Source organism: Streptomyces sp. NPDC047042 (genome assembly GCF_040644035.1).
Classification (GTDB): Bacteria; Actinomycetota; Actinomycetes; order Streptomycetales; family Streptomycetaceae; genus Streptomyces.
Genome location: NZ_JBEYVP010000007.1, coordinates 254,691 through 276,415, shown reverse-complemented (window position 1 = coordinate 276,415; position 21,725 = coordinate 254,691). Strand labels below are relative to the sequence as shown.

Below are 21,725 nucleotides of genomic sequence, written 5' to 3'. Positions count from 1 at the left end.
CCCTTGCCTGTGCCGAGAACTCTGCCCAAGCCACTTCATGACGGTGTCCGCCGACTGTCACAGGCGTGCAACAGGGCTCCGTCCCAGGAACATCACAGCGATGTCACAGCAACGCGCGGTACGCGCCCGTGCGACCCCCAAAACACCCGTCAAGCCCCCGCCGGCCACCCGGCAACCATCCGACAACCCCCTGGCAGTCGCAGCACGGCCCGGCCATGGGCCAGAATGCATCCGTGCCTTCCCTGTTGCTGATCGAGGACGACGACGCCATCCGTACGGCCCTGGAGCTGTCTTTGACGCGCCAGGGCCACCGGGTTGCCACCGCTGCCACCGGTGAGGACGGTCTGAAGCTGCTGCGCGAGCAGCGGCCGGATCTGATCGTCCTGGACGTGATGCTGCCCGGCATCGACGGATTCGAGGTGTGCCGGCGCATCCGGCGCACCGACCAGCTGCCGATCATTCTGCTCACCGCGCGCAGCGACGACATCGACGTGGTCGTCGGGCTGGAGTCCGGCGCCGACGACTATGTCGTCAAACCCGTGCAGGGGCGTGTGCTCGACGCCCGGATCCGGGCCGTGCTGCGCCGTGGCGAGCGGGAGTCGAACGACTCGGCGACCTTCGGTTCGCTGGTCATCGACCGCTCGGCGATGACGGTGACGAAGAACGGCGAGGACCTGCAGCTGACACCCACCGAGCTGCGGCTGCTCCTGGAGCTGAGCCGGCGGCCCGGTCAGGCGCTGTCGCGCCAGCAGTTGCTGCGGCTGGTCTGGGAGCACGACTACCTGGGCGACTCGCGGCTGGTGGACGCGTGTGTGCAGCGGCTGCGCGCCAAGGTCGAGGACGTCCCGTCGTCGCCGACGCTGATCCGTACCGTCCGTGGGGTCGGCTACCGGCTGGACTCGCCTCAGTGACGAAACCGCAGGACAAGCTCCGTGGCTGGGCCGCGGCGCGCAAGGCGATACTTTCCGGGCTGCGCTTCACCAGCCTGCGGCTGCGTCTGGTCGTGGTGTTCGGTCTCGTGGCGCTGACGGCGGCCGTGTCGGCGTCCGGGATCGCGTACTGGCTCAACCGCGAGGCGGTGCTCACGCGTACGCAGGACGCGGTGCTGCGCGACTTCCAGCAGGAGATGCAGAACCGCGCGGGTGTGCTGCCGACCCACCCCTCGCAGGACGAACTCCAGCACACGGCGGGCCAGATGGCCGCCAGCAGCCAGCGGTTCAGTGTGCTGCTGGTCGCCCAGGACGAGAACGGGCGGACGGTCGTCGGCAACTCCGGGGCGCTGGACACCTTTTCGCTGGCCGACGTGCCCAAGTCGCTCCGTACGGCGGTCGGCAAGCGGCAGTCGGTCACCTCGAACAACAAGGATCCGTACCACCTGTACTGGCAGCGGATCATCGACGGCGACAAGCCGTACCTGGTCGCGGGCACGATGGTGATCGGCGGGGGTCCGGCCGGGTACATGCTGAAGTCGCTGGAGCCCGAGGAGAAGGATCTCAACTCACTCGCCTGGTCGCTGGGTATCGCGACCGGCCTCGCGCTGATCGGCTCCGCGCTGCTCGCACAGGCCGCCGCCACGACCGTACTGAAGCCGGTGCACCGGCTCGGTATCGCGGCCCGGCGGCTCGGCGAGGGCAAGCTCGACACCCGGCTGCGGGTCTCCGGTACGGACGAACTGGCCGATCTCTCCCGGACGTTCAACCACACGGCGGAGGCACTCGAGAAGCGGGTCGCCGATATGAGCGCCCGTGACGAGGCCTCCCGGCGGTTCGTGGCGGACATGTCCCACGAGCTGCGTACGCCACTCACCGCGATCACCGCCGTGACCGAGATCCTCGAGGAGGAGCTGGACGCGGAGACCGGCAGCGTCGACCCGATGATCGAACCGGCGGTACGGCTGGTGGTGAGCGAGACGCGGCGGCTCAACTCCCTGGTGGAGAACCTGATGGAGGTCACCCGCTTCGACGCGGGCACCGCCCGGCTGGTCCTGGACAACGTCGACATCGCCGACCAGATCACGGCCTGCATCGACGCCCGCGCCTGGCTGGACGCGGTCGACCTGGACGCCGAGCGCGGCATCATGTCCCTGCTCGACCCGCGCCGCCTGGACGTCATCCTCGCCAACCTCATCGGCAACGCCCTCAAGCACGGGGGTTCGCCGGTACGGGTGTCGGTGCGCGCGTCCGACACCGATCCCGACCTGCTGATCGAGGTGCAGGACCACGGCCCCGGCATCCCCGAGGACGTCCTGCCGCACGTGTTCGACCGCTTCTACAAGGCGAGCGCGTCCCGGCCGCGCTCCGAGGGCAGCGGGCTCGGCCTGTCCATCGCCCTGGAGAACGCCCACATCCACGGCGGCGAGATCACCGCCGCCAACTCCCCCAAGGGCGGCGCAGTGTTCACCCTGCGGCTCCCCAGGGACCCTTCAGCACTGACAGAGACACCGCCCGACCCGAACGACGCGAACGACAGCAGCGACGGCAGCGGCAACGGGGAGGGCTCGTGATGAACGTACGTGGCGGGCGGCGGTCCTGGCTGGCCGTCCCGGTGCTCGCGGCACTGCTCGCCGGCTGCGGGATCCGGGCCACCGAGGTCCCGACGGACTTCGGTCCGGCGCCCTCCCGCGTTCCGTGCTCGCTCTCCGACGTCACCGCCCCCACCTCACCGGACTCCGCCGCCGCGCGGACCCCGGCGGGCGTACCGGTCCAGGTGTTCCTGCTGTGCGCCTCCCAGCTGGTGACCGTCGACCGGGCGGTGCGCGTCCCGGACGGTACGGCGGAGGCGCGGCGGCGCGTCCTGGTGGCCCAGGGGCTGCTGGACGAGCTGGCGCGGACCCCGACGGCGAGCGAGACCGAGGCCGGCTACACGACGGACGTACGCGGCGGGATGAGCGTGAGCGGCCCGGGCCCGAAGGACCCCGAGGACGCCCTGCGGCTGAGTACGCCCCCGGCCGACCTGGCCTCGTACGCCCTGGCCCAGATCGTCTGCACGTTCTCCGACTCGGCCGCCGCCGAGGGAGACGGCCACGTGGTCCTGGGCGGCCCCGACGCCACCCCCCTACGCCGCTACGCCTGCACCCCAGAGGTCCGCTCCCGCCCAGGCTCCCAGGTCCCCCCGTCATCAACGGTGGACGGCGCGTAAGCGCCAGTCCAGGGGCGCGGGGCTGTATCCGATCTGCGGCTCCGCCGCGGGGCGCGACAAGCCCCCACCGCCCCGCGGCCAAAGAACGACCCCCCGTGTGGCACACCCCTCACTCCCCAGTAAGCCCCCACCCCGGAACCGATCGCGCCGCCCCCCGCGTCTTGGGGGGCGTGCAGCGTACTGGTTCCAGCGGCAAGAGTGCCGCACTCCGCATCCGTACGACGGGAGGTGCCCTCCTCGTCGCCCACCTCGCACTCGTCGCCTGGATCACGCTGCGTCCGCTCGACGTCCCGTGGCAACTGCCCACCAACCTGCGCCCGTTCGCGGGCCTGAGGGCCGACCTGGCCCTCGGCTGGCCGGAGGCGGCCCGCCGCATCGCCGAGGGCCTCTCCCTGCTGGCCCCGCTCGGCGTACTGCTGCCGATGGCGGGCGGCCGCCTCGACGTCTCCCCGCTCGCCTCGCTCGTCCGTACGGTCATGGCGGGCGCCCTGATCTCGCTCGGCATCGAGCTGCTGCAGACCGGCGTACCCGGTCAGGTCGTGGACGTCGACTCGCTGCTCCTGAACACGGTGGGCGTGGGCCTCGCCCATGTCGCCGTGGTGCCCGCCGTACGGTCCTGGCTGCGCCGCAGGAGTGAGACCAGGCGCCGCGCGGCCATCCGCAGGGAGGAAGCGACTCAGGGTATGACCCCGACGATTCCCAGGGTCGGGATCGCCCCGTAGAGCGACGCTTCGTCCGCTGTGCGTCCGTAACGTTGAGTACAGATGAGGCGACCGGACAGGCCGGTCCCCGTCACCGTAGTCATCGAGGAGACGCCATGACCGCCCTTGCCCGCCCCACGAACGGCCGCATGATCGGCGGAGTGTGTGCCGCGCTGGCACGGCGCTTCGGGATCTCCGCGACGACGATGCGCGTGATCTTCGTGCTCTCCTGTCTGCTGCCCGGCCCGCAGTTCGTGCTCTACATAGCGCTGTGGTTCCTGCTGCCCTCCGAGAAGTACGCGGACAAGGCGCACACCGCCTGGTAGCCGGCACCGGCCCCGGAGCTTCGCTGTACGCCGATGGGGCGCACCCCTGACGCAGGGGTGCGCCCCATCGGCGCGTTCACGGGGTGGGTCAGCCGAGCGGAATGCCGTTCACCGGGAGGCCGTGCGTGGGCAGGCCCTGCAGCGGGAGGCCGCCGAGCAGACCGGCGACCGGCGCGGTCGGGCCCTCGGCGAGGAGCTTCGTGACGGCGGGCTTCGCGGTGGCCACGCCCGCGCCGAGCGCGCCCTGACCCTGGGCCACGGCCTCGACGGCACCCGGCAGCGCCTGCGACACGTTCTCCACGGGCAGCGTCTGGGTCACGGAGCCCAGCGCGGCGGAGTCCGGGAGGGCGGGGAGGGCCGGGGCGGCGTTGGCGGCACCCGCACCCGCCGCGGCGAAGGCGGCACCGAGAGCGGCGACACCGAGGGTCTTGGCAGCAGACTGCTTCATAGTGAATGCGTCCTTGAATGCGAGACGGGGATGTGAGCGGTCCACGACCGTAAACACGGGAAGGCGCCCGCCGCAAACATCGAAAAGCGGTCGAGTCGCACCGACCCGACCGCTTCCCGGACTCCCGGATCAGCCCTGGTCTTCGACAGAACCGCTGGTGGAAGCGGTCTGCCGGAACAACCATTCGGATTTCAGCTCGGCATATCCGGGCTTGATGACGTCATTGATCATCGCCAGTCGTTCATCGAAAGGAATGAATGCTGACTTCATAGCATTGACAGAGAACCATTGAAGGTCGTCGAGCGTGTAGCCGAATGCCTCGACAAGGTGCTCGAATTCCCGGCTCATTCCGGTGCCCGACATCAATCTGTTGTCGGTGTTGACCGTCGCACGAAAATGAAGCCTGCGCAGCAGCCCGATGGGGTGCTCGGCGTAGGAGGCGGCGGCGCCGGTCTGGAGGTTGGAGCTGGGGCACAGCTCCAGGGGGATGCGCTTGTCCCGTACGTAGGAGGCCAGGCGGCCGAGTTTCACCGAGCCGTCGTCCAGGACCTGGATGTCGTCGATGATGCGGACGCCGTGGCCGAGCCGGTCGGCGCCGCACCACTGGAGGGCCTGCCAGATGGAGGGCAGCCCGAAGGCCTCACCGGCGTGGATGGTGAAGTGGTTGTTCTCGCGCTTGAGGTACTCGAACGCGTCGAGGTGCCGGGTGGGCGGGAAGCCGGCCTCGGCTCCGGCGATGTCGAAGCCGACGACGCCCAGATCGCGGTAGCTGTTGGCCAGTTCGGCGATCTCCAGCGAGCGGGCGGCGTGCCGCATCGCGGTGAGCAGGGCGCCGACCCTGATCCGGTGGCCGTTCTCCCGGGCCCGCCGCTCGCCCTCCCGGAAGCCCTCGTTGACCGCCTCGACGACCTCCTCCAGGGTGAGCCCGCCTTCGAGGTGCTGCTCGGGCGCGTACCGCACCTCGGCGTAGACGACGCCGTCCTCGGCGAGGTCCTCGGCGCACTCGGCGGCGACCCGGACGAGGGCGTCGCGGGTCTGCATGACGGCACAGGTGTGCGCGAAGGTCTCCAGGTACCGCTCCAGGGAACCGGAGTCGGCGGCGTCCCGGAACCAGGCGCCGAGCTTGTCGGGGTCGGTCTGCGGGAGTTGGGCGTACCCCGTGTCGCGGGCCAGGTCGACGATGGTGCCGGGGCGCAGGCCGCCGTCGAGATGGTCGTGCAGGAGGACCTTGGGGGCGCGGCGGATCTGGTCCGGGGTGGGACTGGGGCCCGGGGTGCTCACGGTGGCCGCGCTCTGTGCTGTCGTCCGACCCGGTGTCCGGTCACTCTGGCTCGTCATTTCCGCACTCTAACTCCTACGCGCGTAGATTCACCCCTTGTCGCTCCCTTCTCTTCTTCTCCCTCCTTCTCTCTCCTCCTCTCTCCTTCTTCCCCCTTCTTCCCTCTTCTTCCTTTCCTCGCCTGTACGTTTTCGCCGATACGTAACGGTGACCGCGAGGACAGGTGGCGTACACCGTCGCTTCTGACACTGTTCTGTCATGGCACACCAAGGGACGCCGGTACGACAGGCCCGGCTGGGCAAGGCACTTGGCCCGGAGCCGACATCGGTCAGTGGAGTGGTCCTGCTGCTTCCCGGCGGTGACGAGGTGTCGACGCGCAGGCCGTCGCCCGTCCTGGCGGCCGCCTCCGTAAGGACGTTGGGCCTCCGGCTCGCCCGCGCGGGCCGTACGGACGGACTGGCCGTGCACGTCGTCCACTACCGCTACCGGGGCTGGAACGGCAGCGAGGCGCAGCTCGCGCACGACGCGCGCTGGGCGGTCGACGAGATCGTACGGCGGTACGGCGATGTCACCGTGTGCCTCGTCGGCGTCGGCATGGGCGGGCGGGCGGCGCTGCGCGCGGCGGATCACGAGGCCGTCAACTCCGTACTGGCGATGGCTCCTTGGCTGCCCGAGGACGATGTGGCGGCGACGCCGGAGCCGGTACGGCAGCTGAGCGGGCGGCAGGTGCTGATCGTGCACGGCACGAACGACGAGCGGACCGATCCCGAACTGTCGTTCCGGTTCGCGGCTCGGGCGAAGAAGGCGAACCGGGACATCTGTCGGTTCGAAGTGCACGCGGATGGGCACGGGTTGCGGCAGTACCGGCGTGAAGTGCACGCGTTGGCTGAGGACTTCGTGATGGGGGTGTTGTTCGGGAGGGGGTTTTCGCGGCCTGTGCGCGATGCGTTGATGGCTCCGCCGCCGTTGGGGTTGCGGATGCCGTTGGCTGCGGGGTTCGGGGCGTCTTTGCGGCGGTAGGTCTCGGGGCTTCCTGTCGGTTGCGGGGTGCGGGTCGTGTGTGGCTTGTCGCGCAGTTCCCCGCGCCCCTGAAGACTTACGGCAGCAAGTTGCCCTTTCTGGCCAGGAGGAACTTTTTGAAGGCTGCCACCGGTGGGGTGTCGGGGTGGCCGTCGAGCCAGGCGACGCCGATTTCCCTGGCCGCTCTTGGGGAGGTGACCGTCAGTTCGGCGACTCCTGGGCGGGGGACGGCCGGAGGGGGGAGCAGGGCGACGCCCAGGCCGGCTGCCACCAGGCCTCGCAGGGTTTCCGCTTCCTCTCCCTCGAAGGCGATCCGGGGGCGGAAGCCGGCCTCCTTGCAGAGGTCGTCGGTGATGCGGCGGAGGCCGTAGCCGGGTTCGAGGGTGACGAAGGTTTCCTCGGCCGCTTCGGCCAGGCGGATCCGTCTGCGGGCGGCGAGGCGATGGTCGGCGGGGACCACCAAACGGAGTTTCTGCTCGTCCAGGCGGCGGGCGACCAGGTCGGGGGCGTCGGGGACGGGCGAGGTGAGGCAGAGGTCCAGTTCGCCCGAGCGCAGGCGTTCGAGCATGGCCTCGCCGTAGTTCTGTACGAGGGTGAAGCGGACGCGGGGATGGTCGGCGCGGAAGGCGTGCAGCAGGCCGGGGACGGTCTCGGCGCCCATGGTGTGCAGGAAGCCGAAGGCGACCTTGCCGGTGGCGGGGTCGGCGTCGGCGCGTACCTCGTCGGCGGCCCGCCCGATCTCGGCGAGGGCACGCTCGACGGAGACGAGGAAGGTGCGGCCGGCGGGGGTGAGGGAGACGGTACGGCCCCGGCGGGCGAACAGGTCGACGCCGAGGTCCTGTTCGAGGCGAACCATCGCACGCGAAAGCGTCGACTGCGGGACCTGCATCTCCTGGGCGGCGCGGGTGACGTGCTCCGTGCGGGCCACTCCGGCGAAGTAGGAGAGGCGTGGGGCGAGGGCTGTGACGATGTCTTCTGTGTCACTGGACGGTGACAGGTGGGCGGCTGACCTCTGCTGATGCACCATGGGAACGATTATGGGGTTTCTGTGCATTGGACGGATGAGCGGGGGCGTACGTAGTTTCGAGGCATGCCTGCTGCCAGTACCGAGGCGTCCACCACAGTGGCCGCCGTCTCCCCCGCACTCCCCGTCGTCGACTCCCGGATGACCCCGGGTGGGCCCGGCTACCGGCGGATGAGCTTCGCGCTCTTCCTCGCGGGCGTCGCGACCTTCGCCCTCCTCTACTCCACGCAGGCACTGCTGCCGTTGATCTCCGGCGAGTTCGGCGTACCGGCGAGCGACGCGAGCTGGACGGTGTCGGCGGCGACCGGTGCGCTGGCCCTGTTCGTCCTCCCGATGAGCGCCCTGTCGGAACGGTTCGGGCGGCGTACGTTGATGACGGCGTCGCTGGTGGTCGCGGTGACGGTCGGGCTGCTGGTGCCCTTCGCCCCGTCGCTGGGCGCGCTGGTCGCGCTGCGGGCGGTGCAGGGCGCGGCGCTCGCGGGGCTCCCGGCGTCGGCGACCGCCTATCTGGCCGAGGAGGTCCGCCCCAAGGCCCTGATCACGGCGATCGGCCTGTTCGTGGCCGGCAACAGCGTCGGCGGGATGAGCGGCCGGGTCATCACAGGCTGGGTCGCGCAGGAGTGGGGCTGGCGGGTCGCGGTCGGTGTGATCGGCGTGATCGCGGTGGGCTGCGCGGTGGCGTTCCGCCTGCTGCTCCCGGCGCCGAAGCACTTCCGTACGGGCTCGCTGCGGCCCCGCGTACTGGCGCGCACGGTCCGTACGCATCTGGCGAACCCGCTGCTGCGACGGCTGTACGCGATCGGCGCGCTGTTCATGACGGTGTTCGGCGGGGTCTACACGGTGATCGGGTACCGCCTGACGGAGGCCCCCTTCGGCCTGCCCCAGGGCATCGTCGGCTCGGTCTTCCTGGTGTACCTGGTGGGTACGTTGTCGGCGTCGACGGCGGGGAAGCTGGTGGCCCGCCTGGGGCGCCGGGGCGCGCTGTACCTGGCCGGGGGCACGACGACGTCGGGCCTGCTGCTGTCGCTGTCGGACACCCTGGCGCTGGTCCTGCTGGGCCTGGTGCTGATCACGGCGGGCTTCTTCGCGGGGCACGCGGTGGCGTCCTCGGCGGTGAGCCACACGGCGAAGACGGGCCGGGCCCAGGCGTCGGCGCTGTACCAGTCGGCGTACTACATCGGCTCGAGCGCCGGCAGTACGTTGGGCGCGGTGGCGTTCCACGCGGGCGGCTGGCCGGGAACGGTGGGGATGGGCCTGCTGGCGGTGGCCGGCGTTGTGACGGTCACGGTGCTGGGCTCACGGGCGGCATCGAGGATGCGCGTGCCTGCGGCGGCTTGACGGGGGTTGTTTCCCACCCGCCCACCCGTTCACCCCTCGTGTCCAGCGCGGGCCGACCACTTCAGCCCGTCCGGCGTTTGAGGACAAGGCCCCTTCAGGGGCGAAACCCCTCCCACCTGCACCTTTTCCCACTCCAGGGGCCGTTGTCAGTGGCCTGCGCTAGCTTTCATCGTGTTGGGTCGCGATGGGGCGACAAGGGCAGCCATGGGGCGGGTTCGGCAATGGGCGACAGTACGGCTACTGCTACTGCGACAGACCTCGACGTGAAGCTCGAACAGCATCGCGTCGAACTGACCGGGTACTGCTACCGCATGCTCGGCTCCTCCTTCGAGGCCGAGGACGCCGTACAGGACACCATGGTCCGCGCCTGGCGGAGCTACGAGAAGTTCGAGGGCCGGTCGAGCCTCCGTTCGTGGCTGTACCGCATCGCCACCAACGTCTGCCTGGACATGCTGACCGCCGGCAACAAGCGCGCCCGCCCCATGGACCTCACCGACTCCACCCCCCTCGCCCGCGCGGCCCTCTCCCCCCGCCCCGACAACACCTGGCTGGAACCCATGCCGGACGCCCGCGTGCTGCCCACCGTCGAGGACCCGGCGGAGGCGGCCGTGGCCAAGGAGTCCGTCCGGCTCGCGTTCATGGCGGCCCTGCAGCAACTGCCCGCGAAACAACGGGCGGTGCTGATCCTCCGCGAGGTGCTGGCCTGGAAGGCGAGCGAGGTCGCGGAGCTTCTCGAAACGTCGGTCGCGTCCGTCAACAGCGCCCTCCAGCGGGCCAGGGCGACACTCGCCGAGCGGGACCGGGACGGAAAGGGCGCCATCGCCGGTGCCGTCTCCGACCCGCTCAGCGAGGAGCAGCAGAAACTGCTCGAACGCTACGTCGCCGCGTTCGAGGGGTACGACATGACGGCCCTCACCGCGCTGCTGCACGAGGACGCCGTCATGACGATGCCGCCGTTCGACCTCTGGCTGACCGGGCCGCAGGACATCACGGGCTTCATGACGACCCTCGGCGCCGCCTGCGCGGGCTCGCACCTCGTGCCGGTCGCGGTCAATGGGCTGCCGGGGTTCGCGCAGTACAAGCCGGACGAGGAGACGGGCGGTTTCTCTCCCTGGGCGGTCCAGGTGCTGGAGATCTCAGAGGGCCGGATCACCGGATTCCACTGCTTCCTCGACACGAAGCGCTGGTTCCCGCTGTTCGGCCTCCCCCTCTCGCTCCCCCTCGACGTCGAAGGCGAGACCGACCAGGTCGAGAAAGGCGAGTAGGGCGGGCGCCGGTTCCCGGAGGCGTATACGGCCTCCGGCCCGGCGGGCGGTCAACTGGAGCCGGGCCAGCAGTTCCACGGAGCCCAGCCCCGGTGGCCCGAGCCCCGCCACATCACAGACGACAACCGGCTCACGCCCCCCATTACCTCCCCCACCACCTCCCCCACCACCTCCTCCTCCGGCTTCCAACAGCGCACGCAGGGCCTCACACAGCCCGGGCACCTGTTCACGGGTGACGGGGCCGGCCAGCACGAGTACAGCGGGTGTCATGGCGTCCACGAAGGGTAGACCGGGCGGCTGCCCCCAACTCATCGCCCACCCGTTGAGATCGCTTTGACGCGCGCCCCTCCTCCCCCCGAGGGTTACGTGTATGCCCCACGAACCACCCCCATCCGCGCCTCCTTTCCCGCCCATGACGGAGGCCGCATGCAAGGCGTGCTGACCGGGTTCGCGGTGATCGCGATGGTCATCGGCGTCGGTTACGCGATAGGGCTGCGCGGCTACCTCGGGGACAACGGGCGCGAGGTCCTGACCAAGCTCGCCTTCCATGTCGCCACCCCGGCCCTGCTGTTCACCACGCTCGCCCGGGCCGACCTGTCGGTGATCTTCTCCAGCCGGCTCCTGATCACCGCGCTGAGCACGATCGCGGCGGCGAGTGTCTTCGTCACGGTGGGCGTCGTACGCCGCTGGGGTGCCGGACGTACGACGATCGGGGCGCTCTGCTCCAGCTACGTCAACTCCGGGAACCTCGGGATCCCGATCGCGGTGTACGTGCTGGGCGATGCCTCGCTCGTGGCGCCGGTGCTGCTGTTCCAGACGATCGTGGTCACGCCGATCGCGCTGACCGTCCTGGACCTGACGGGACCCGGTAAGAAGGGGCCGCTGTGGCGGCAGTTGATCACGCCGTTGCGCAATCCCGTCGCGGTCGGTTCGCTGTCCGGGGTGCTGGTGTCGGCGGCGGGCATCGGTGTTCCCGCGCCGATCCTCGACCCGCTGAACCTCATCGGCGGCATGTCCGTGCCCGCGGTGCTACTGGCGTTCGGCATCTCGCTGAGCGCGAGCACGCTGCCGCTGCGCGGCCGGGAGCGCACGCCCGTCCTGCTGTCGGTCGCCCTGAAGTCGGTGGGCCAGCCGATGGCCGCCTGGGCCCTGGGCGCGGGCCTCTTCGGCCTGCACGGCGCACCCCTGCTCGACGTGGTGGTGACATCGGCGCTACCCGCCGCCCAGAACCTCTTCACCTACGCGAGCCGCTACCGGGTGGCGGAAACCCTGGCCCGCGAATCGATCCTCCTGTCGACGGTACTGGCGGTACCGGTACTGGTGGTGATCGCGGCCCTGCTGGGCTGAGCGAACGAGGCGTGCCCGGGGGGACTCACTCCCCCCGGGCTCGCGCGTCCTCTTCCCGCTGCCGGCTCAGGCGATCCGTTCCAGCACCACCGGTGCCGCGGCGAACTCGGTCCCCGCCGCGCCGATGTCGTACGAACCCTCGATCGACTGGAGGGCGTACTCGAAGCGTTCCGGGGTGTCTGTGTGGAGGGTCAGCAGGGGCTGGCCGGCGGTGACGGTGTCGCCCGGCTTGGCGTGGAGTTCGATGCCCGCGCCTGCCTGTACCGGGTCCTCCTTGCGCGCGCGTCCCGCGCCGAGGCGCCAGGCGGCCACGCCGATGTCGTACGCGTCCAGGCGGGTCAGGACGCCCGAGGTCGGGGCCTTGATGACGTGCTGTTCCCGTGACGTGGGCAGCGGGGCGTCCGGGTCGCCGCCCTGGGCCGCGATCATCCGGCGCCACACATCCATCGCGGAGCCGTCGGCCAGCGCCTTCGCCGGGTCGGCGTCGCGGATGCCGGCCGCGTCGAGCATCTCCCGGGCCAGGGCGAGCGTCAGTTCGACCACATCGGCCGGGCCGCCGCCCGCCAGGACCTCGACCGACTCCCGTACCTCCAGCGCGTTGCCCGCCGTCAGGCCGAGCGGGGTCGACATGTCCGTGAGCAGGGCCACCGTGCGGACCCCGTGGTCGGTACCCAGGCCCACCATCGTGGACGCCAGCTCCCGGGCGTCGTCCAGGGTCTTCATGAAGGCGCCGGTTCCCACCTTCACGTCCAGGACCAGCGAGCCCGTGCCCTCCGCGATCTTCTTCGACATGATCGACGAGGCGATCAGGGGGATCGCCTCGACCGTGCCGGTGACGTCCCGCAGGGCGTACAGCTTCTTGTCGGCGGGGGCCAGACCGTCGCCCGCCGCGCAGATCACCGCGCCGGTCGTGTCGAGGACGTTCAGCATCTCGTCGTTCGACAGCAGTGCGCGCCAGCCCGGGATCGACTCCAGCTTGTCGAGGGTGCCGCCGGTGTGGCCGAGGCCGCGGCCCGAGAGCTGCGGGACGGCGGCGCCGCAGGCCGCCACCAAGGGGGCGAGGGGCAGCGTGATCTTGTCGCCCACGCCTCCCGTGGAGTGCTTGTCGGCCGTCGGGCGGGACAGGGAGGTGAAGTCCATGCGCTCGCCGGAGGCGATCATCGCGGCGGTCCAGCGGGCGATCTCACGGCGGTTCATGCCGTTGAGCAGGATCGCCATGGCGAGCGCGGACATCTGCTCGTCGGCGACCTCGCCGCGCGTGTACGCGTCGATGACCCAGTCGATCTGATCGTCACTGAGTTCACCGCGGTCCCGCTTGGTGCGGATGACGGAGATGACATCCATCGACAGGAGCGTCATGGCTTGGCTTCCTTCCGGTGGTTCTGTGAACCGGTCGTTCTGGGGAACCGCGCGGCCCCCCTGAGGAGGCAGGCAACCAACTCAGGGGGGCCGTACGGGAGTTACTTGGTGAGATGGTCCGGGCCGAAGGCCTGGGGAAGCATCTCGGACAGGGGCAGGATGCCCGCCGGGGTCTCCAGGAGCAGACTCGCGCCCCCGAACTCGTACAAGAGCTGCCGGCAGCGCCCGCACGGGACGAGGATGTCGCCGTTGCCGTCCACGCACGTGAAGTGCGTCAGCCGGCCGCCGCCGGTGCGCTGGAGCTCGGAGACCAGGCCGCACTCGGCGCACAGTCCGATCCCGTACGACGCGTTCTCGACGTTGCAGCCCGAGACCGTACGGCCGTCGTCGACGAGGGCCGCGACACCGACCGGGTAACCGGAGTAGGGGGCGTACGCGTGGGACATCGCGTCCCGGGCCACCTCCCGCAGCGCGTCCCAGTCGACGTCCGTCATTTGCCCTGGCCCTTCCGGTAGCGCATGCCGTCCGCCTTGGGCATCCGCAGCCGCTGCGCGGACAGCGACAGCACCAGCAGCGTGACGACGTACGGGGTGGCGCCCACGAAGTCGCTCGGGACCTCGTCGGTGGTCAGGTACCAGACCAGGACGCCCGCGGCCACCATGAGGCTGATGCCGCCCTGCCAGTGCGCCTTCTTGTACAGCTTCCAGCCGGCCATCGCCAGCAGCAGCACGAACAGCAGGAGCAGCAGCGCGTGGACGGTCTCGCCGCCGTTGCGCAGCTGGAGCGCGTCGGAGTAGCCGAACAGGCCGGCGCCCATGGCGAGTCCGCCGGGACGCCAGTTGCCGAAGATCATGGCGGCGAGACCGATGTAGCCGCGTCCGCCGGTCTGGCCCTCCAGGTAGGTGTGCGAGGTGACCAGCGCGAGGAAGGCACCGCCGAGGCCGGCGAGGCCGCCGGATACGGCCACGGCCGCGTACTTGTACTTGTACACGTTGACGCCGAGCGACTCGGCGGCGATCGGGTTCTCGCCGCAGGAGCGCAGCCGCAGGCCGAACGCGGTGCGCCACAGCAGCCACCAAGTGCCGACGAACAGCGCGACCGCCAGGACCGTCACGATGGACAGGTCGGTGAACAGACCGCCGAGAATGCCCGCGATGTCGGAGATCAGGAACCAGTGGTGGTTCTCGATGGAGTGCAGCCCGCTGGACACGCCCGGGACGTCGAAGCTGGGCAGCGAGTCGACCGGCGGGGACTGCTTGGGGTTGCCGCCCGCCTCGGCCGCCTCGCCGTCCACGAAGAAGAGCTTGGCGAGGTACTGGGTGGCGCCGAGGGCGAGCAGGTTGATCGCGACACCGGAGACGATGTGGTCGACACCGAAGGTGACCGTCGCGACCGCGTGCAGCAGACCGCCCAGGACACCGAAGCCGATACCGCACAGCAGGCCGAGCCAGGGGCTGGACTGCCAGCCGATCCAGCCGGCGCCGAAGGTGCCGAGGATCATCATGCCTTCGAGGCCGATGTTGACCACACCGGCCCGCTCGGACCACAGACCGGCGAGTCCGGCCAGGCCGATCGGTACGGCGAGGCTGAGCGCGGCGGAGACCTGGCCCTCGGAGGTCAGCTGGTCGGAGCCCGAGATGACGCGGACCGCGGCGACGAGCAGCAGCGCGCCGGCGACGATCAGCAGGATCTGGCCGAGCGAGCGGCCCGACCGGGTGGCGGTGCCCGCCTTGGGTGCCGCGGGGGGCGGCGTGTCGGTCATCGTGGCAGTCATCACGCCACCTCCTGCTTCTGGGTGGGGGCTGCGGCCTGGGCGGCGAGCTCGGCGCCGACCCGCTGCTGCTGGCGCTTGAGTCCGTAGCGTCGTACGACTTCGTAGGCGATGACGACGCACAGGACGATGACGCCCTGGATGACGCCGAGGATCTCCTTGTCGTAGCCCTCGAACTCCAGGTGGTTGGTGGTGCGTTCCAGGAAGCCCCAGAGCAGGGCGCCCAGGGCGATGCCGACCGGGTTGTTGCGGCCGAGCAGGGCGATCGCGATGCCGGTGAAACCGATGCCCACGGGGAAGTCGTTGCTGAACTGGTGGCTGTCGTTGAGCAGGGTCGGCATGCCGATCAGACCGGCCACCGCGCCCGAGATGACCATGCTGGTCGCGATCATCTTCTTCACGGACACACCGCTCGCGGCGGCGGCGGACTCGGACTGGCCGACGGTGCGCAGGTCGAAGCCGAACCGGGTGCGGCCGAGCACGAACCAGTAGGCGACACCGACGAGCACGGCGATGACGATGAAGCCCCACAGCTCGCCCGCGGCGCCGGTGTCGATCTGGAAGAAGTACGACGACTTCGGCAGCGGCGTGGTGGAGACGACCGTGCCGCCGGCCTGGAGTTCGGCGAGCTTTCCGGGCTGGAGCAGGTAGGCGATGATCGCGGTGGCGATCGAGTTGAGCATGATCGTCGAGATGACCTCGCTGACCCCGCGGGTCACCTTCAGGACGCCCGCGATGGCCGCCCACAGGGCGCCGGTCGCCATCGCGCACAGGATGATCAGCGGAATGGAGATCCAGCCCGGCGTGGTCAGCGCGCCACCGAGGACGGCGGCGACGAACGCGGCGATCCGGTACTGGCCGTCGACACCGATGTTGAACAGGTTCATCCGGAAGCCGATGGCCACCGAGACGCCCGCCAGGTAGTACGTCGTCGCCTTGTTCAGGATGTAGACCTGGCTGTCGGCGGCGGAGCCGTAGGTCACCATGTCGCTGAAGGCGGCGCCCGGGTTCTTGCCGGTGGCGAGGATCACCAGGGTGGTGACGACGAGCGCGGCGACGACCGCCAGCAGCGGCGCCGCGAGGCCGAGGAGCAGCCGCTCCCTGTCGATGCGTTGCGTCAGCTTCTTCATCGGGCGTCGTCCTCCGCGCTCTCCGGGCCGGAGGCCTCTGTGTGCTCCAGGTGGCCGGTGGCCGCACCCGTCATGGCGGAGCCCAGCTCCTCGGGGGTGATCGTGGCGGGGTCCGCGTCGGCGACCAGACGGCCGCGGTACATGACCCGCAGGGTGTCGGAGAGCCCGATGAGCTCGTCCAGGTCGGCGGAGATCAGCAGCACGGCCAGGCCCTCGCGGCGGGCCTCGCGGATGTGGTCCCAGATCGCGGCCTGCGCGCCGACGTCCACCCCGCGGGTGGGGTGGGCGGCGATGAGCAGCTTGGGCGCGTGGCTCATCTCGCGGCCGACAATCAGCTTCTGCTGGTTGCCGCCGGAGAGGGAGGCCGCGGTGACGTCGATCCCGGGGGTGCGGACGTCGTACGCCTCGACGATGCGCTCGGTGTCGGCGCGGGCCGCCTTGATGTCGAGCAGCTGGCCGCGGGAGTTGGGCCTCTCGGTGACATGGCCGAGGATGCGGTTCTCCCACACCGGGGCCTCGAGGAGCAGGCCGTGGCGGTGGCGATCCTCGGGGATGTAGCCGACGCCGGCCTCGCGGCGGCGGCGGGTGGGCACGCGGGAGATGTCGGTGTCGTCGAGCGTGATGACACCGGCGTCGGGGGTGCGGATGCCCATGATCGCCTCGACCAGCTCGGACTGGCCGTTGCCCTCCACGCCGGCGATGCCGAGGACCTCGCCCTTGTGGATGGTGAAGGAGATGTCGTCGAGGATGACGCGCTCGACGCCGTCGAGGTCGGTCTGGGCCAGGCGCAGGCCGTCCAGCTTCAGCAGCGGGACGTCGGTGACCGTGGACTCCTGGGTCTCCGGGGTGGGCAGTTCGCTGCCGACCATCAGCTCGGCGAGCTGCTTGGGAGTCGTACCGGCGGGCTCGACCGTGCCGACGGTGGTGCCGCGGCGGATGACGGTGATCTCGTCGGCGACGGACAGGACCTCACCGAGCTTGTGGGAGATGAAGATGACCGTGAGGCCTTCCGCCTTCAGCTCCCGCAGGTTGGCGAAGAGGGCGTCGACCTCCTGCGGCACGAGGACGGCCGTGGGTTCGTCGAGGATGAGGGTCTTGGCGCCGCGGTAGAGGACCTTGAGGATCTCCACGCGCTGGCGGTCGGCGACGCCGAGTTCCTCCAGGAGAACGTCGGGCCGGACGTTCAGGCTGTACGCGTCGGAGATCTCCCTGATCTTCGCGCGGGCCTTGGCGCCGATGCCGTACAGCTTCTCCGCGCCCAGGACGACGTTCTCCAGCACGGTGAGGTTGTCGGCGAGCATGAAGTGCTGGTGGACCATGCCGATGCCGCGGGCGATGGCGTCGGCGGGGTTGTGGAAGGTGACCGTCTCGCCGTTCACCGTGATGGTGCCCTCGTCCGGCTGCTGCATGCCGTAGAGGATCTTCATCAGGGTGGACTTGCCGGCACCGTTCTCACCGCACAGGGCGTGCACGGTGCCGGTGCGGACGGTGATGTCGATGTCCTTGTTGGCCACGACACCGGGGAAACGCTTGGTGATGCCGCGCAGTTCGACGGCAGCGGGAGGGCTGGACGCGTTGATGGCGCACTCTCCTCGGGGAAAGGGGCTGCGTAGGGGAGGGCAGGCGTCGGTGACGCTAGCGCGGCAACTCCATGCTACACGCGTAGAGTTGACACATTGTTATGGCCCGGCGAGGGGGGCGGAGCCGCCCCCTCCCGCCGAGCCTGGTTCCCTCGGGAACCGTCAGATCACGGGGTGGTCTTGACCTTGATGGTGCCGTCGACGATCTTCTTCTTCGCGGCGTCCAGCTGGGTCTGGATGTCGTCGATGAAGCCACCGCTGGTGGCCAGGCCGACACCGCCCTTGGCGAGGGAGTACACCTGGTTGCCGGTCAGCGGCGAGCCGTCCTTGACGGACTTGATGAAGTCGTAGACGCCGACGTCGACGTTCTTGACCATCGAGGTGAGGATCGACTCCTTGTACTTGCTCAGACCCTGGATGTTGTACTGGTCCGAGTCCACGCCGATGGCCCAGGCGCCCTTGACGCCGGAGATGGCCTCGATCGAGCCGTTGCCGGAGGAGCCGGCCGCCGAGTAGATCACGTCGGCGCCCTTGTCGAGCTGGCCGGACGCGGCCTCCTTGCCCTTGTCGGGGCTGGCGAAACCGGAGTAGTCCGAGCCGTGGGTCAGGTACTGGACGTCGACCTTGACCTTGGGGTTGGTGTCCTTGACGCCCTGGACGTAGCCCGCCTCGAACTTCTTGATCAGCGGGGTGTCCACACCGCCGATGAAGCCGACGTAGTTCTTCTTGGTCTTCAGCGCCGCGGCGACACCGGCCAGGTAGGAACCCTGCTCCTCGGTGAAGGTGATGCTGTCGACGTTCTTGGCGGTCGCGACCGCGTCGATGAGGCCGAAGCTGACCTTCGGGTACTTGGCGGCGACCTTGTCGACCGAGGTGGCGTAGGAGAAGCCGACGGCGACGATCGGGTTGTAACCGGCGTCGGCCAGGTCGGTCAGGCGCTGCTCGCGGTCGGCCTCGGTGTCGGAGGCCTTGGCGGTCAGTTCCTTGATGGAACCGCCGAACTCCTTCTCCGCCTTGTCGGCACCGCGGGCGGCGGAGTCGTTGAAGGAGCGGTCACCACGGCCGCCGATGTCGTAGGCGAGGCCGATCTTGAGGTCGCCCTTGGCGCCGTCCGACGAGGACGAGGACGAGGACGAGCTGTCCTTCTCGGAGGAGGTGCTGCCACAGGCAGTGGCAGTCATTGCGAGAGCTGCGGTCGCGATACACGCAGCGGAAAGCTTGGCTACCCGGCGCACGGGGGGCTCCTTCACCTGACCTGAGCGCCATGTCGGCGCTTCATGTGAGCACCATGCCAGTGCTCGGGCCCGGACGCCCCAGTGGCGTCGGCTTCGCGGCATCGTAACGCGCGTAGATGTCAGAAAATAACCCGTGGGTAAGCCGTTATCGATTCGAGGCAAACACCCTCTGAACTCGTGTCCTTACGGCTCCCGGGCGGATGATTTCCGATGGCGCACGATTGGCTTACAACCAGGTTGCGCCGATCGGCGGAGCGCGTCCCGCAGGCCCAGCCCAACCTGCGCAGACATGCCGGCACAGACTCCCGCTGACCGAAGATTGACCGAAGCCGGGCAAAGGTTGACTGAGTACAGACAAAGGCAAAACCCGGCCCGTCCTACCTTCTCACCCATGCCCCCACAGCCACCCTCTCCCCCCTGGTCCGCCGCTGCCCGCCCCGCGCTCCCGGTGCTGCCCTACCGCAAGCCCACCAAGGGCCGCGACTACTGGGTCCTCGACGACGTCCTGCCCGGCGTGGACGCCGTACGCGAGCGGTGTCTCGCCAAGGACGACTGGATCGAGGGCCACCCCTACACCTCGGAGACCTGGCCCGGGCTGCGGGCCATGCCGGGTCTCGAGCCGGCCGAGCTGGGGCGGATCGAGCGGCTGGTGAAGCAGGCGACCGGCGCCAGGGAACTCTGGGTGCAGCGGGCGCCCGGCGGCGGCACCCTCAACCACAACTGCGTGCAGGTGGTCGGCGAGGGCGAGAGCACGCCCCGGCCGCACACGGACTCACGGGCACTGTGCCGGTACGCGGCCGTGCTCTACCTCAACCCCGGTGTCCCCAAGGACTGCGGGACCAGCTTCTACCGCCAGTCCCTGCCCGGCGGGCGCCTCGGCGGCAACACGGTGCAGGCCCCGCACAACAACCTCGTCGAGGCGCTGGGCACGCGGTTCGTGGCACCGGACGCCTTCGAGGAGGACGTACGCGTCCCGCACAGGTACAACCGTCTTCTCCTCTACAACGCCAACCTCGTGCACAGCGCGACCGGGTACTTCGGGACGACGCTGGAGGAGAAGCGGATGACGGCGGTGTTCTTCTGGATGGCCTGAGTCCCTTCTCACCCGCCGGGTGACCTCGAACGGGACCCTCCCGGGCCGTCCTACGCCTTCCGCTCCTGTGCGTCGATCAACGCGGCGGCCGTGAACATCTCCACGCCGACCGTGATCGCGTACTCGTCGGCGTCGAAGTCGCCCTGGTGCAGATCCCGCACCCCGCGATCCCCGGGCCTGCGTACGCCGAGCCGGGCCATCGCGCCGGGGACGTGCTCCAGGTACCAGGAGAAGTCCTCGCCGCCGAGGCTCTGCGGGGTGTCCTCGACGGAGTGGGCGCCGCGCCGGGCGGTCATCGCGTCGCGCAGCAGTTCGGTGACGTCGGCGTCGTTGACGACGGGCGGCACCCCGCGCACATAGGTGATCTCGGACTTGGCCCCGTACAGGGTGGCGATCTCGTCGACGGCCGCGTGGACGAGGTCGGGGGCCTTGTGCCAGGTCTCGAGGTCGAGGCACCGTACGGTCCCGGAGAGCTCGGCGTGCTGCGGGATCACATTGCAGGCGTGACCGGACTCGATCCGGCCCCAGGTCACCGAGAGCCCGCTGCGGGCGTCGACACGCCGGGCGACGAGCCCGGGCAGGTCGGTGGCGACCCGGGCGGCGGCGGTGACCAGGTCGGTGGTGAGGTGGGGGCGCGCGGTGTGACCGCCGGCACCGTCGAGGGAGATGTCCAGCCGGTCGCAGGCGGAGGTGATGGGGCCGTGGCGCAGCCCGATCCTCCCGGCGTCGACTTTCGGGTCGCAGTGCACGGCGATGATCCGGCCGACCCCGTCGAGCGCGCCGCACTCGATCGCGTCGGCGGCGCCGCCGGGCAGGACCTCCTCGGCGGGCTGGAACAGCAGCCGCACCGGGCGCGGCAGCAGGCCCTGGCGGTGCAGGTCGGCGAGGACGAGCCCGGCGCCGAGGACGACGGTCGTGTGCACGTCGTGGCCGCAGGCGTGGGCGTGGCCGGGCACGGTCGAGCGGTACGCGCACTCACTCTTCGTGTCCGGGATGGGGAGGGCGTCGATGTCGGCGCGCAGGGCGAGGACGGGCACGGGGGTGCCGTCTTCCTGGCCCTCGGGGGCGGCGTCGATGTCGCCGATGTCACAGATGAGCCCGGTTCCGGTGGTGAGCACGCGCGGCGCGAGGCCGGCCTTCTCGAGCCGCGCCTTGATCGCGGCGGTGGTGCGGAACTCCTGGTTGCCGAGCTCCGGGTGCATGTGCAGGTCACGCCGGAACGCGACGAGTTCGGCGCGCAGTGCCTCCGGCAGCGTGCCGGGGAGCAGTGCTTCCGCGGGGAGGTCGGCCTCGGACTCTCGGGACATCAATTGGTTCACCCTCTGAAGGGTAGGACGCCCAGGCGGTCAGCTGACCAGGATCAACAAAATTTCAACCTGTTAGAGGAAGAAAATCTGATCGCCGGAGGCATACTCGCGAACTTGGATGGGTAGACTCCGGGGCCTTTCCCGGCAGCCACTCCTGTCTCTCTTCGTCCACGATGCCACGCCGTCCACCGCCTCGACCGAACTGTCCACCCACCGAAACGGTCGCGGTCAGGGGCGTGAACACTCGACGTCGTCGACGAGAACGGCCCCCGTCCCCGCCCGGCGCCCGGGTAACGTGCACCCACGTGACCGCCCCGAACCAGGACTCCCCACAGGCCTTGCTCCCCCCGGACGCACCGAGCGC

General features: G+C 70.0%; 20 protein-coding genes and 1 pseudogene. 10 read left to right on the top strand and 11 right to left on the bottom strand.

The window, feature by feature from the left end; all coding sequences use genetic code 11:
- Nucleotides 1-233: 233 nt before the first annotated feature.
- The 5 genes from afsQ1 (at nucleotide 234) to ABZ855_RS10450 (ending at nucleotide 4,165) form a co-directional block, all read left to right on the top strand.
- Complete coding sequence (gene afsQ1 / locus ABZ855_RS10470; RefSeq protein WP_318323702.1) at nucleotides 234-911, top strand: two-component system response regulator AfsQ1; 678 nt, start codon at nucleotides 234-236, stop codon at nucleotides 909-911.
- Nucleotides 908-2,503: a HAMP domain-containing sensor histidine kinase gene (locus ABZ855_RS10465; protein ID WP_360804059.1), complete on the top strand. Its 1,596-nt coding sequence runs from the start codon at nucleotides 908-910 to the stop codon at nucleotides 2,501-2,503. The genes afsQ1 and ABZ855_RS10465 overlap by 4 nt, the downstream gene beginning before the upstream one ends.
- On the top strand, nucleotides 2,503-3,138 hold the full coding sequence (locus tag ABZ855_RS10460) for a hypothetical protein (RefSeq protein WP_360804056.1): 636 nt from the start codon (nucleotides 2,503-2,505) through the stop codon (nucleotides 3,136-3,138). Before ABZ855_RS10465 ends, ABZ855_RS10460 begins: the two co-directional genes overlap by 1 nt.
- Before the next feature lie 170 nt (nucleotides 3,139-3,308).
- Nucleotides 3,309-3,860, top strand: coding sequence for a VanZ family protein (locus ABZ855_RS10455; RefSeq protein ID WP_360804053.1), 552 nt, complete (start codon nucleotides 3,309-3,311; stop codon nucleotides 3,858-3,860).
- Between the two features lie 95 nt (nucleotides 3,861-3,955).
- A complete protein-coding gene (locus ABZ855_RS10450) occupies nucleotides 3,956-4,165 on the top strand; it encodes a PspC domain-containing protein (protein ID WP_319211126.1) in 210 nt (69 codons plus the stop codon).
- An 88-nt stretch (nucleotides 4,166-4,253) separates the two neighbouring features.
- On the opposite strand, the gene ABZ855_RS10445 is transcribed toward ABZ855_RS10450, so the two are convergent.
- Together ABZ855_RS10445 and ABZ855_RS10440 are read right to left on the bottom strand one after the other, a co-directional pair.
- On the bottom strand, nucleotides 4,254-4,613 hold the full coding sequence (locus ABZ855_RS10445) for an ATP-binding protein (protein WP_360804050.1): 360 nt from the start codon (nucleotides 4,611-4,613) through the stop codon (nucleotides 4,254-4,256).
- A gap of 129 nt (nucleotides 4,614-4,742) precedes the next feature.
- On the bottom strand, nucleotides 4,743-5,951 hold the full coding sequence (locus tag ABZ855_RS10440; protein WP_360804047.1) for an adenosine deaminase: 1,209 nt from the start codon (nucleotides 5,949-5,951) through the stop codon (nucleotides 4,743-4,745).
- Nucleotides 5,952-6,150: 199 nt separating this feature from the next.
- Between ABZ855_RS10440 and ABZ855_RS10435 the strand changes: the two genes are divergently transcribed.
- Complete coding sequence (locus ABZ855_RS10435) at nucleotides 6,151-6,912, top strand: prolyl oligopeptidase family serine peptidase (protein ID WP_360804044.1); 762 nt, start codon at nucleotides 6,151-6,153, stop codon at nucleotides 6,910-6,912.
- A gap of 76 nt (nucleotides 6,913-6,988) precedes the next feature.
- Here ABZ855_RS10435 and ABZ855_RS10430 read toward each other — a convergent pair whose 3' ends face one another.
- Nucleotides 6,989-7,939 carry a LysR family transcriptional regulator gene (locus tag ABZ855_RS10430; protein WP_360804041.1) on the bottom strand — a complete coding sequence of 317 codons (951 nt, stop codon included), beginning with the start codon at nucleotides 7,937-7,939 and terminating at the stop codon, nucleotides 6,989-6,991.
- Nucleotides 7,940-8,002: 63 nt separating this feature from the next.
- On the opposite strand from ABZ855_RS10430, the gene ABZ855_RS10425 reads away from it, so the two are divergent.
- Both ABZ855_RS10425 and ABZ855_RS10420 read left to right on the top strand, forming a co-directional pair.
- Nucleotides 8,003-9,274 carry an MFS transporter gene (locus ABZ855_RS10425; protein ID WP_360804038.1) on the top strand — a complete coding sequence of 424 codons (1,272 nt, stop codon included), beginning with the start codon at nucleotides 8,003-8,005 and terminating at the stop codon, nucleotides 9,272-9,274.
- A 221-nt stretch (nucleotides 9,275-9,495) separates the two neighbouring features.
- Nucleotides 9,496-10,539 carry a sigma-70 family RNA polymerase sigma factor gene (locus ABZ855_RS10420; RefSeq protein WP_360804035.1) on the top strand — a complete coding sequence of 348 codons (1,044 nt, stop codon included), beginning with the start codon at nucleotides 9,496-9,498 and terminating at the stop codon, nucleotides 10,537-10,539.
- A gap of 30 nt (nucleotides 10,540-10,569) precedes the next feature.
- Here ABZ855_RS10420 and ABZ855_RS10415 read toward each other — a convergent pair.
- A pseudogene (locus ABZ855_RS10415) lies at nucleotides 10,570-10,809 on the bottom strand (hypothetical protein); the annotation flags it as partial.
- Nucleotides 10,810-10,965: 156 nt separating this feature from the next.
- Between ABZ855_RS10415 and ABZ855_RS10410 the strand changes: the two are divergent.
- Nucleotides 10,966-11,886 carry an AEC family transporter gene (locus tag ABZ855_RS10410; protein ID WP_360804032.1) on the top strand — a complete coding sequence of 307 codons (921 nt, stop codon included), beginning with the start codon at nucleotides 10,966-10,968 and terminating at the stop codon, nucleotides 11,884-11,886.
- A 66-nt stretch (nucleotides 11,887-11,952) separates the two neighbouring features.
- Here the strand turns inward: ABZ855_RS10410 and ABZ855_RS10405 are convergent, their stop codons facing one another.
- The 6 genes from ABZ855_RS10405 to ABZ855_RS10380 form a co-directional block, all read right to left on the bottom strand.
- Nucleotides 11,953-13,236 (bottom strand): thymidine phosphorylase, encoded by a 1,284-nt coding sequence (locus ABZ855_RS10405; RefSeq protein ID WP_360804213.1) that lies wholly within the window; start codon nucleotides 13,234-13,236, stop codon nucleotides 11,953-11,955.
- A gap of 110 nt (nucleotides 13,237-13,346) precedes the next feature.
- Nucleotides 13,347-13,739 (bottom strand): cytidine deaminase, encoded by a 393-nt coding sequence (locus tag ABZ855_RS10400; RefSeq protein WP_360804029.1) that lies wholly within the window; start codon nucleotides 13,737-13,739, stop codon nucleotides 13,347-13,349.
- Nucleotides 13,736-15,019, bottom strand: coding sequence for an ABC transporter permease (locus ABZ855_RS10395; RefSeq protein WP_360804026.1), 1,284 nt, complete (start codon nucleotides 15,017-15,019; stop codon nucleotides 13,736-13,738). Before ABZ855_RS10395 ends, ABZ855_RS10400 begins: the two co-directional genes overlap by 4 nt.
- Complete coding sequence (locus tag ABZ855_RS10390; protein WP_360804023.1) at nucleotides 15,019-16,146, bottom strand: ABC transporter permease; 1,128 nt, start codon at nucleotides 16,144-16,146, stop codon at nucleotides 15,019-15,021. The genes ABZ855_RS10395 and ABZ855_RS10390 overlap by 1 nt, the downstream gene beginning before the upstream one ends.
- The gene (locus ABZ855_RS10385; protein WP_360804210.1) at nucleotides 16,143-17,726 is read right to left on the bottom strand and encodes an ABC transporter ATP-binding protein; all 1,584 of its coding nucleotides are present in this window, start codon (nucleotides 17,724-17,726) and stop codon (nucleotides 16,143-16,145) included. Before ABZ855_RS10385 ends, ABZ855_RS10390 begins: the two co-directional genes overlap by 4 nt.
- Before the next feature lie 167 nt (nucleotides 17,727-17,893).
- Entirely contained in the window at nucleotides 17,894-18,961 is a 1,068-nt protein-coding gene (locus tag ABZ855_RS10380; RefSeq protein WP_360804020.1) for a BMP family ABC transporter substrate-binding protein, read from the bottom strand.
- A 391-nt stretch (nucleotides 18,962-19,352) separates the two neighbouring features.
- Here ABZ855_RS10380 and ABZ855_RS10375 point away from each other — a divergent pair, with 391 nt between their 5' ends.
- Nucleotides 19,353-20,054: a DUF6445 family protein gene (locus ABZ855_RS10375; protein WP_360804017.1), complete on the top strand. Its 702-nt coding sequence runs from the start codon at nucleotides 19,353-19,355 to the stop codon at nucleotides 20,052-20,054.
- 50 nt (nucleotides 20,055-20,104) lie between these two features.
- Here ABZ855_RS10375 and ABZ855_RS10370 read toward each other — a convergent pair whose 3' ends face one another.
- A complete protein-coding gene (locus ABZ855_RS10370; RefSeq protein WP_360804014.1) occupies nucleotides 20,105-21,361 on the bottom strand; it encodes an amidohydrolase in 1,257 nt (418 codons plus the stop codon).
- Between the last annotated feature and the right edge of the window lie 364 nt (nucleotides 21,362-21,725).

Excerpts from the sequence above, each read along its gene's own strand:
- ABZ855_RS10425 (WP_360804038.1), top strand. The coding sequence starts at position 8,003 with ATGCCTGCTGCCAGTACCGAGGCGTCCACCACAGTGGCCGCCGTCTCC.
- ABZ855_RS10445 (WP_360804050.1), bottom strand. The coding sequence starts at position 4,613 with ATGAAGCAGTCTGCTGCCAAGACCCTCGGTGTCGCCGCTCTCGGTGCC.
- ABZ855_RS10400 (WP_360804029.1), bottom strand. The coding sequence starts at position 13,739 with ATGACGGACGTCGACTGGGACGCGCTGCGGGAGGTGGCCCGGGACGCG.
- ABZ855_RS10450 (WP_319211126.1), top strand. The coding sequence starts at position 3,956 with ATGACCGCCCTTGCCCGCCCCACGAACGGCCGCATGATCGGCGGAGTG.
- ABZ855_RS10440 (WP_360804047.1), bottom strand. The coding sequence starts at position 5,951 with ATGACGAGCCAGAGTGACCGGACACCGGGTCGGACGACAGCACAGAGC.
- ABZ855_RS10430 (WP_360804041.1), bottom strand. The coding sequence starts at position 7,939 with ATGGTGCATCAGCAGAGGTCAGCCGCCCACCTGTCACCGTCCAGTGAC.
- ABZ855_RS10395 (WP_360804026.1), bottom strand. The coding sequence starts at position 15,019 with ATGACTGCCACGATGACCGACACGCCGCCCCCCGCGGCACCCAAGGCG.
- ABZ855_RS10410 (WP_360804032.1), top strand. The coding sequence starts at position 10,966 with ATGCAAGGCGTGCTGACCGGGTTCGCGGTGATCGCGATGGTCATCGGC.
- ABZ855_RS10435 (WP_360804044.1), top strand. The coding sequence starts at position 6,151 with ATGGCACACCAAGGGACGCCGGTACGACAGGCCCGGCTGGGCAAGGCA.
- ABZ855_RS10390 (WP_360804023.1), bottom strand. The coding sequence starts at position 16,146 with ATGAAGAAGCTGACGCAACGCATCGACAGGGAGCGGCTGCTCCTCGGC.
- ABZ855_RS10460 (WP_360804056.1), top strand. The coding sequence starts at position 2,503 with ATGAACGTACGTGGCGGGCGGCGGTCCTGGCTGGCCGTCCCGGTGCTC.
- ABZ855_RS10370 (WP_360804014.1), bottom strand. The coding sequence starts at position 21,361 with ATGTCCCGAGAGTCCGAGGCCGACCTCCCCGCGGAAGCACTGCTCCCC.
- ABZ855_RS10420 (WP_360804035.1), top strand. The coding sequence starts at position 9,496 with ATGGGCGACAGTACGGCTACTGCTACTGCGACAGACCTCGACGTGAAG.
- ABZ855_RS10375 (WP_360804017.1), top strand. The coding sequence starts at position 19,353 with ATGCCCCCACAGCCACCCTCTCCCCCCTGGTCCGCCGCTGCCCGCCCC.